This is a genomic window from Citrobacter youngae, from assembly GCF_003818115.1.
Lineage (GTDB): Bacteria > Pseudomonadota > Gammaproteobacteria > Enterobacterales > Enterobacteriaceae > Citrobacter > Citrobacter youngae.
In genome coordinates this window covers 129,003-135,218 of the sequence record NZ_RPOI01000021.1, presented here as the reverse complement: position 1 = coordinate 135,218, position 6,216 = coordinate 129,003, and the positions used below count along the sequence as shown (strand labels likewise).

Annotated in this window: 6 protein-coding genes and 1 pseudogene; 1 reads left to right on the top strand and 6 read right to left on the bottom strand. The window is 51.5% G+C overall.

Features of this window, described 5'->3' with window-relative positions; all coding sequences use genetic code 11:
• The 4 genes and pseudogenes from EHN13_RS18295 to EHN13_RS18280 form a co-directional block, all read right to left on the bottom strand.
• Positions 1 to 561: pseudogene (locus tag EHN13_RS18295) on the bottom strand (polysaccharide deacetylase family protein); the annotation flags it as partial.
• A 61-nt stretch (positions 562 to 622) separates the two neighbouring features.
• On the bottom strand, positions 623 to 1,063 hold the full coding sequence (locus EHN13_RS18290) for a PTS sugar transporter subunit IIA (RefSeq protein ID WP_048212669.1): 441 nt from the start codon (positions 1,061 to 1,063) through the stop codon (positions 623 to 625).
• A gap of 101 nt (positions 1,064 to 1,164) precedes the next feature.
• Complete coding sequence (locus EHN13_RS18285; RefSeq protein WP_003829467.1) at positions 1,165 to 1,935, bottom strand: ABC transporter permease; 771 nt, start codon at positions 1,933 to 1,935, stop codon at positions 1,165 to 1,167.
• On the bottom strand, positions 1,932 to 2,858 hold the full coding sequence (locus EHN13_RS18280; RefSeq protein WP_048212670.1) for an ABC transporter ATP-binding protein: 927 nt from the start codon (positions 2,856 to 2,858) through the stop codon (positions 1,932 to 1,934). Before EHN13_RS18280 ends, EHN13_RS18285 begins: the two co-directional genes overlap by 4 nt.
• 108 nt (positions 2,859 to 2,966) lie before the next feature.
• Here EHN13_RS18280 and can point away from each other — a divergent pair, with 108 nt between their 5' ends.
• A complete protein-coding gene (gene can / locus EHN13_RS18275) occupies positions 2,967 to 3,629 on the top strand; it encodes a carbonate dehydratase (protein ID WP_008786227.1) in 663 nt (220 codons plus the stop codon).
• Positions 3,630 to 3,722: 93 nt separating this feature from the next.
• Here can and hpt read toward each other — a convergent pair whose 3' ends face one another.
• Together hpt and tcp are read right to left on the bottom strand one after the other, a co-directional pair.
• A complete protein-coding gene (hpt, locus tag EHN13_RS18270; RefSeq protein ID WP_003018658.1) occupies positions 3,723 to 4,259 on the bottom strand; it encodes a hypoxanthine phosphoribosyltransferase in 537 nt (178 codons plus the stop codon).
• Between the two features lie 278 nt (positions 4,260 to 4,537).
• Positions 4,538 to 6,193: a methyl-accepting chemotaxis citrate transducer gene (gene tcp / locus EHN13_RS18265; protein WP_115643877.1), complete on the bottom strand. Its 1,656-nt coding sequence runs from the start codon at positions 6,191 to 6,193 to the stop codon at positions 4,538 to 4,540.
• Between the last annotated feature and the right edge of the window lie 23 nt (positions 6,194 to 6,216).

The window sequence follows — 6,216 nt, the reverse complement described above, 5'->3', positions numbered from 1 at the left end:
AAAACGGGTATTCTCTTCATCACGCAGAATATGATGGTAGGTCAACACGGGAATACCGTGGTCTTCCTGCGCATCCAGCGCACTGATATAGGCCAGCCTGCCACCAATGCGGATCTGAAACCAGGTCTGATTAAGTCGGTCTTTGAGCTTACTAATGATGGGATAGCGCAGGTTGTCCGCCAGTACGCCAAACGGGGCGCTACCGACATCCGGAGCATTATAAACGGGCGTGTCTTTCCAGGTTACCAGGCTTTGATTACTGAGCGGCTTGTTGAGGTCGCCTAAACCATCGTCAACCTTCTGCCGGCCCTGAACAGGCTCCAGGTGTCCCTTATCGATAAACCCGGTACCAAAGCCAAAGGGGAATTCATAGTAGTCAGCGGCCATCGGTTCTACTGAGAGGATTTGACCGGCGCAAATATTCCCGACCGTCACCATTTTATTACCGATCTGCGCCCAAACGGCAGCCGCTTCGGTCGTTTGCATATAACGAGCAGGCAACGCCGCAGCAACGCTGCCAGAGAACAGGAGCAATAAAACAAGCAGAAGGCGCATAACCATATGAGATAACCGAGGCGAGAAACCCCGGCTATTGTAGCAAAAGCGCCATCAATACCAATGATTAATACTCATACAAATCATGCTTCAACACGAAGGGGGGATTTTTTTGTTGCTGATGCCAGAGACTGGAGACTTCAGGCCCGCCAAGCGCAACGATGCAATCGCGAAACGCAGAACTGCTCATTGATTCCCGCGACGAAATCATTCGCTCAAGTAATGAATAGCTGATACCAGAAATGACTTCACACTGGGGATGTTTATGGCTCATTAACGAAGCCACGCGGTAAGGCGCAGCCCCGGCCATATCGGTCAGGAATATCACGCCCTCGCCTGAGTCTGTGGCATGCAGGGCATGGCACATCATACGGCTTAGCATGTTCGAGCTGAGACCTCGCCAAAAACTCACCGCCTGACACTGGACCAAAGGGCCGTGCTTTTTTTCCAGACGCTGCAGCATATCCTGTGCCTTATCGTCATGACAGGTAATTACCCAACCTAGCATCGCCTACCTCCTTAGCAGGCAAGTAGTTTATCAGGGTGATAAATATGTAAGGGTGATAAACATCAAAAGTTTCCTCTCCCGTTCAGGGAGAGGAAAAGAGGTTAGCTGCGCAGTCCGCGCCCGCGCTGAATCAGATACCAGCACAGTAAATAAAACGCGGCGATAAACACCACCAGCACACCGAAGGTCGTCACCAGCGGCACATCGTGAATGCCGAGGAAACCGTAGCGGAACCCGCTAATCATGTAGACAATCGGGTTCAGGTGCGACAGTCCCTGCCAGAACGGCGGTAACAGCGTTAACGAGTAGAAAACGCCCCCCAGATAGGTCAGCGGCGTTAACACGAAGGTCGGGATCAGACTGATATCGTCAAAGGTTTTGGCGAAAACCGCGTTCAGCAAGCCCGCCAGCGAAAACAGCACCGCCGTCAGCACCAGCGTCAGCGCCACGAAGACCCAGGAGTGCACCTGGAACGGCACGAAGAACAGTGAGATAGCCGTGACCAGAATGCCCACACACAGACCGCGAGCCACGCCACCGCCGACAAAACCGGCGATGATTACGTGCGTCGGTACCGGTGCAACCAACAGTTCTTCAATGTTGCGCTGAAACTTGGCGCTAAAGAACGACGACGCCACATTAGCGTACGAGTTGGTAATCACCGCCATCATGATAAGCCCCGGCACGATAAACTGCATGTAGCTAAAACCGTGCATTTCACCGATCCGTGAGCCAATCAAATTACCAAAGATAATAAAATAGAGCGTCATGGTGATAACGGGCGGCACCAGGGTTTGCACCCAGATACGCATAAAGCGGTGGATCTCTTTCGCCCAGATGCTTTTCAGCGCGACCCAGTAAAGCTGCATCATGCGCGATCTCCTTGTTTTTCATGAACCAGAGAAACAAACAGCTCTTCCAGCCGGTTCGCCTTGTTCCGCATACTCAATACCTGAATACCCTGAGCGCTCAGCTGCGAGAACACGCTGTTCACCCCCTGTTCGCGCAGAACTTCAACTTCCAGCGTGGAGGTATCAACCAGGCGGTATTGATAGCCTTCCAGCTTAGGTAGCGGACTTTTCGCCGCCAGATCGAGAATAAACGTCTCAGATTTGAGCTTAGAGAGCAGATTTTTCATCGAGGTGTTTTCCACCAGCTCGCCGTGCTGAATAATGCCGATATTGCGACACAGCATTTCCGCTTCTTCAAGGTAGTGGGTGGTTAGAATAATCGTCGTACCTTTATCGTTTAAATCCTTTAAAAAGCCCCACATTGAGCGGCGTAATTCAATATCAACACCGGCAGTTGGTTCATCAAGGATGAGTAATTTTGGCTCGTGCATCAGCGCACGGGCAATCATCAGGCGGCGCTTCATCCCGCCGGAAAGCATGCGCGCACGCTCGTTACGTTTTTCCCACAGGTCGAGCTGTTTTAGATAAATTTCACTGCGTTTAACCGCCTCTTTATACTCTACGCCGTAGTAACCGGCCTGGTTGACCACGATCTGCTGCACGGTTTCAAACGGGTTAAAGTTGAACTCCTGCGGCACCAGCCCAAGCTGACGCTTGGCGTTAACCGTGTCTTTATCGAGATCGTAGCCGAACACGCTCACCCGCCCGGAGGTTTTATTCACCAGCGAGCTGATAATACCGATGGTGGTGGACTTCCCCGCGCCATTGGGACCTAGCAGCGCATAGAAATCACCCGCTTCGACTTGCAAATCTATGCCACGCAACGCCTGAACGCCACCGGGATAGGTTTTTTTAAGTTGTTGAAGTTCCAGAGCAATGGTCATGGTTTTTTACTTACCTTACGTTCTGACATTTTATATATAGTTTAAATAATGCCGGAGTTACCCTATATTAGCCCATCGAATTTATCTGGCTTCGGGTTGTACAACTCCATGAAAGACATAGATACACTCATCAGCAACAATGCACTATGGTCAAAGATGCTGATAGAAGAGGATCCCGGATTTTTTGAAACGCTGACGCATGCGCAGAATCCGCGTTTTCTATGGATTGGATGTTCCGATAGCCGCGTTCCCGCTGAACGTTTAACCGGTCTTGAACCGGGTGAACTGTTTGTTCACCGTAATGTTGCTAATCTGGTCATTCACACCGACCTGAACTGTCTCTCAGTGGTTCAGTATGCGGTGGATGTGCTGGAAGTGGAACACATTATTATTTGTGGCCACTATGGTTGCGGCGGCGTCCAGGCGGCTATTGAAAATAAAGAACAGGGGCTGATTGATAACTGGTTGCTGCATATCCGCGATATCTGGTTTAAACACAGCTCACTGCTGGGCGAAATGCCGCAGGAACGTCGCATGGACACCCTGTGCGAACTGAATGTTATGGAGCAGGTCTATAACCTGGGTCACTCAACCATTATGCGTTCAGCCTGGAAACGCGGTCAGAAAGTGACAATTCACGGCTGGGCTTACGGTATTCATGATGGTCTGCTGCGCGATCTGGACGTCACGGCTACCAGCCGCGAAACACTGGAGCAACGCTACCGACAGGGGTTGTCGAACCTCAGCCAGAAGCACAGCAACCATAAGTAAGGTGATATTGCCGGGTGGCGGTTACGCCTTACCCGGCCTACAAATCAGCGCCGTAGGCCTGATAAGCGAAGCGCCATCAGGCGCTCCAGCCCATTACTCGTCCAGCAACACCACTTTGCCAACATACGGCAGATGGCGATAACGTTGTGCATAGTCAATGCCGTAGCCAACAACGAACTCATCTGGAATGGAAAAACCGATAAACTCGACCGGTACGTTCACTTCACGGCGAGAAGGTTTATCCAGCAACGTACAAATCGCCAGAGATTTAGGTTCACGCAGGCTCAGGATTTCACGCACTTTTGACAGCGTGTTGCCGGAGTCGATGATGTCCTCAACAATCAGCACGTCTTTGCCACGAATGTCTTCATCCAGGTCTTTGAGGATTTTAACATCACGCGTGGTGGACATTCCGCTGCCGTAGCTGGAGGCGGTCATGAAATCGACTTCGTGGGAGACATGCACTTCACGGCACAGGTCAGCCATAAACATAAATGAACCGCGTAACAGGCCTACCAGCACCATATCACTGCCGCTGTCCTTGTAACGCTCGTTAATCTGACGTCCCAGTTCGGCAATACGCGCTTTGATCTCCGCTTCCGGGATCATGACTTCTACAGTATGTTTCATAAAAGAAATAACTCACTGATTTTTATCAGTTAACACATCATGCAAATCGAAAGAAAGCACTTACCTTGATACACCGCCAAAGAGACGGTGGCTCGCACTAACCACAAAACTTGCGACAGCATACAAACAATTCAGTGGATGAAGTATACCAGCAAAGAGACCGCATTCCTCTGATAGTTACTCAGAGAGCCTGCGCACACATTTTAACGCGCTCTGAATACACGAAAGCCGGGCAACGAACCCGGCTTTTAGCGTGAGCAAAATCGGACTTTTTCAGGTCAGAACGTTTCCCAATGTTGATCCTGGGTAGTAGAGACAACGCGATCCTGGCGCGGAGCGTCCTGCAGTGGTTTTCGAGCCCCACTCACCGCCTTCTCGCGGGTAATACGAAATACCGCAACGGCCTGCCGCAACTGCTCGGCCTGTTGCTCCAGAGAGGCCGCCGCCGCCGCTGACTCCTCCACCAGCGCGGCGTTTTGCTGGGTCACGCTGTCCATCTGCGAAACCGCGAGGCTAACCTGTTCAATCCCCCGACTCTGCTCTTCAGAAGCAGACGCAATTTCGCCCATGATATCGGTCACACGGGTCACCGCCGCGACAATTTCTGCCATGGTTTTACCGGCATCCGAAACCTGCTGCGATCCCATGCCTACACAGTGGGTTGAATTATCAATCAGCGCTTTGATCTCTTTTGCTGCCTGGGCACTACGGCTTGCCAGAGTCCGGACTTCACCTGCCACAACCGCAAAACCACGCCCCTGCTCTCCGGCTCTGGCCGCTTCTACCGCGGCGTTCAGCGCCAGAATATTGGTCTGGAAGGCAATACTGTCGATAACGTTCGTGATCTGCGCGATTTGCTGCGAGCTGTCCGCTATTTCACTCATCGTATGCACAACGGTATCAACAACACGACCACCGCGAGCGGCAGTATCAGAGGCGTTTTTCGCCAATTGGGTTGCCTGTTTCGCATTGTCCGTATTCTGCTTCACTGTCGCGGTCAACTGCTCCATGCTGGCGGCCGTTTCCTCAAGCGAGGCCGCCTGCTGCTCGGTGCGCGAAGAAAGGTCGTTGTTGCCCGAGGATATTTCAGCGGCCCCGGTATGAATTGACTCCGAGCTATTGCGTACGGCAGTGACTGTCGAAATCAGCGACTGTTGCATCTCTTCCAACCCCATCGCCAGTCGGCCCATTTCGTTGCGACCTTCAACATTGAGCTTATGGGTTAAGTCTCCACCGGTAATGACGCGAATATGCTCCATAATCTGCGCCAGCGGTTTAAGCAGGATGTGTTGCAACCCGCTCCAGATCATGCCCAGAACGATCAGCACAACCAGAACGATGCCTCCCAGTGTCCACTGCATACGGGAAAAACTGAGCTGATTCTCCGCAGCAGCATGCTGCAGCAGCGCATTATTCTCGTTTCGCCAGTGATCATAGCTCGTTTCCATCTCATCCTGCGCTTTCTGGGCATCAAGATCGCCATAAGCCTGATAGTTATTCGCTCGCAGATACTCAATCGATAATTTCATCACTTCGTGCATCTGGCGATACTGCTTTTCCATTTCACTGGCGATCTGCGGATCTTGCCCTGTCACCTGCGGTAATCCCTGATACTGGGCGAAATAGCCTTCGGCCTTCTTCATTGAATCACTGGCGGTATTGAGCAGCGTGTTGATCGCGGCCAACGAGGCGGGATCGCGCTGATTTTTTAAAAAGCGGATGGCGACGCGCGTCACCGTAACACGGGTTTTAATCAACGTATTGACGCTGTCACTCAGATTTTCTTGCTGAGCGTTGAGGGTGCCTGAGTTCTGGAAATTATGCCTGTCATTGTTTACCGCAGAGTAAAACAGGCTTCCCGTAACGGCCTGCAGTAAACAGAAAATGGCGAGAACCAGCAGAATACCGGTAATAACACGAATATTTTTAATCACGTTTTTTCATCCATTGAACTCAC

Excerpts from the sequence above, each read along its gene's own strand:
- hpt (WP_003018658.1), bottom strand. The coding sequence starts at position 4,259 with ATGAAACATACTGTAGAAGTCATGATCCCGGAAGCGGAGATCAAAGCG.
- EHN13_RS18280 (WP_048212670.1), bottom strand. The coding sequence starts at position 2,858 with ATGACCATTGCTCTGGAACTTCAACAACTTAAAAAAACCTATCCCGGT.
- can (WP_008786227.1), top strand. The coding sequence starts at position 2,967 with ATGAAAGACATAGATACACTCATCAGCAACAATGCACTATGGTCAAAG.
- EHN13_RS18290 (WP_048212669.1), bottom strand. The coding sequence starts at position 1,063 with ATGCTAGGTTGGGTAATTACCTGTCATGACGATAAGGCACAGGATATG.
- EHN13_RS18285 (WP_003829467.1), bottom strand. The coding sequence starts at position 1,935 with ATGATGCAGCTTTACTGGGTCGCGCTGAAAAGCATCTGGGCGAAAGAG.